Origin of the sequence: Nesterenkonia sp. F, from assembly GCF_000220985.1 — a bacterium.
In the GTDB taxonomy this organism is placed as follows: Bacteria; Actinomycetota; Actinomycetes; order Actinomycetales; family Micrococcaceae; genus Nesterenkonia.
Genome location: NZ_AFRW01000087.1, coordinates 1 through 2364, shown reverse-complemented (window position 1 = coordinate 2364; position 2364 = coordinate 1). Strand labels below are relative to the sequence as shown.

The 2364-nt window shown below is 66.8% G+C and carries 2 protein-coding genes; one reads left to right on the top strand and one right to left on the bottom strand.

All coding sequences use genetic code 11. The features are described 5' to 3' along the window. The first annotated feature begins 621 nt into the window (after window positions 1-621). Window positions 622-1347 carry a hypothetical protein gene (locus tag GU5_RS0107220; RefSeq protein ID WP_010524910.1) on the top strand — a complete coding sequence of 242 codons (726 nt, stop codon included), beginning with the start codon at window positions 622-624 and terminating at the stop codon, window positions 1345-1347. 16 nt (window positions 1348-1363) lie between these two features. On the opposite strand, the gene GU5_RS16745 is transcribed toward GU5_RS0107220, so the two are convergent. Beyond that, window positions 1364-2249, bottom strand: a protein-coding gene (locus tag GU5_RS16745; RefSeq protein WP_139084364.1) for an IS5 family transposase whose coding sequence is annotated in 2 segments (ribosomal slippage) — window positions 1364-1897 and window positions 1899-2249 — 885 coding nt in all. Because the reading frame shifts where the segments join, the coding sequence is not laid out codon by codon here. Between the last annotated feature and the right edge of the window lie 115 nt (window positions 2250-2364).

The window sequence follows — 2364 nt, the reverse complement described above, 5'->3', positions numbered from 1 at the left end:
CAGATAGCAATTAGGATGCCACTGTGGTCATCTACTGCCCTGGCATCAGGCCAGGACAGTCGATGATTCTCCTGCCCTCGTGGGGCCGCAAGGCTCTCTGCCAATCAGGTCGCGTGGCGCTGGGTCCGTTCGGACGCGTGGAGCTCGTCGGCGACCGCCGTCGCGTGATCGTTCGAGCGGACCACGCTTCCCCGCCCCACACGCCGTCCTCCGCTGAACTGAGAGGGGCCTAGTCAGATGGAACCGTCGAGGTGGAGCCCGCTTCGTCCGGATGGTCGGCGGTCGCGCCGCCGCCGAAGCCATCGATGGAGCGCGCTGACTGTGGCAGGCCTCATCGCCCTCGGCGCGTGCGCAGGTCCTCCGTCGGAGTCCCCGTCGACGTCCTCCGAGCAGTCGCCGGCACAGTCGCCGGCACAGTCATCTCCGGAGCCGACCACAGAGACAGAAGGCCCCTCGCCCTCTGATGGGCCGGAACCTTCTGGCTCATCGGGTTCATCGGGTTCATCGGGTTCATCGGGTTCATCCACGGACGCCGAGGCTAACCAGGAGCCGGTCGAACTGCCCGGCGGCGGCAACACGCTCTTCCCCGATCGTCGCTTCGTCGCACTCTACGGCACCCCCGTGATCGCGACGCTGGGCGCTCTGGGCCAGCAGGATCTCGACGCCTCGATCGACCGCGTGCAGAGTCTCGCCGACGACTACCAGCGATACAGCGAGGAACCGGTGCAGCCGGCCTTCGAGATCATCGCCAGCGTCGCCGACTCCCAGCCGGGCCCGACCGGGGGCTACAGCCGTCCCGCCGATCCGGAGCAGCTGCGTCCCTGGATCGAGGCCGCCGGCGAGGCCGGCATCTACGTGGTCCTGGATCTTCAGCCCGGACACGCCGATTTCCTCTCGCAGGCCGAGCAGTACGAGGACCTCCTCGCCGAACCGCATGTCGGACTCGCCTTGGACCCAGAATGGCGGATGCGCCATGGAGCGGCCCCCGGCGAGCGGATCGGCTCGGTCGACGCCGCGGAGATCAACGAGGTCTCCGAGTGGCTGGCGGCGCTCACCGCCGAGCACGACCTGCCCCAGAAGATGCTGATCCTCCACCAGTTCCGCTCGTCGATGATCGAGAACCGCGAGGACGTCGACACCTCGCACGAGCAGCTGGCCATCACCCTCCACGCGGACGGACACGGCGATCCACGGACGAAGCAGCAGACCTGGGACACGCTGCGCGACCCTCGGCCGGAGGACACGTGGATGGCGTGGAAGAACTTCTACGACGAGGACAGTCCGACGTTCAGCCCGAAGGAGACCTTCGACGTCGACCCCAAGCCCTGGTTCGTGTCCTACCAGTAGACCAGCCGGCGGCGTTTCATGGACATCGCTGAGCCCAGACGATGACCGCGTTGAGCACGATCGCGGCTCGATAGACGATCGCGAGTTTGTCGTAGCGAGTCGCGAGTCCACGCCACTGCTTGAGAGGACTGAAGCGCCGCTCGACGACGTTGCGACCTGTGTATTCAGTCTGATCGAAGGTCGGCGGTCGCCCGCCGGCCGAGCCGCGTCGCTTCCGGCGGGCCTGCTGATCCCGCGGCTGCGGGATCACCGCCCGGATCCCACGGCCGCGCAGATGAGTACGGATCGCCCGCGAGGAGTAGGCCTTGTCGCCACGGAGGGCATCAGGCCTGGTCCGCGGACGCCCGACCGGCCGCTCGACACGCAACGACTCCAGCAGCGGCACCAGTGCCGGGGCATCGCCGGACTGGCCGGCAGCAAGACTGATCACCAGCGGCAGACCGTGATCATCGACGAGCTGATGGACCTTCGTCGAGACCCCGCCGCGAGAGCGGCCCAGAGCATGATCAGGCGGCTCGGTCCTCGGATTCATGCAATTCGACCCAGCCCCCTGTGTGGCGGGCAATGGTGGTCGCGTGCTGATGGGCGCGGGCGATCGTTGAGTCCACCGAGATCGTCCAGCCGATCTTGTCATCCTGGTCAGCGGCGGCCAGCAGTCTCTGGTGGATCGTGTCCCAGGTCCCGTCGGCGGCGAGGTTGCGGTGCCATCGCCAGACGGTCTGCCAGGGGCCGAACTCCCGGGGCAGGTCCCGCCAGGCGATCCCGCACCGGTATCGATAGATGATGCCCTCGACCACCGTTCGCGCGTCCGAGAACGGTCGGCCCCGCCGACCCGTCCGTGTCGGGAGGAATGGCGCGATCAACGCCCACTGATCATCGGAGAGCAGTTGGAAGCGAGACATCTTCACAGGGTCTCAGTTGCATCCGTCTATATTTATGAGACATGTCCTAGCACGCTGCGAACGCTCTGGTCGCCACGCTGATGTGGATCCACACCGACATGGAACACGCCCTAGC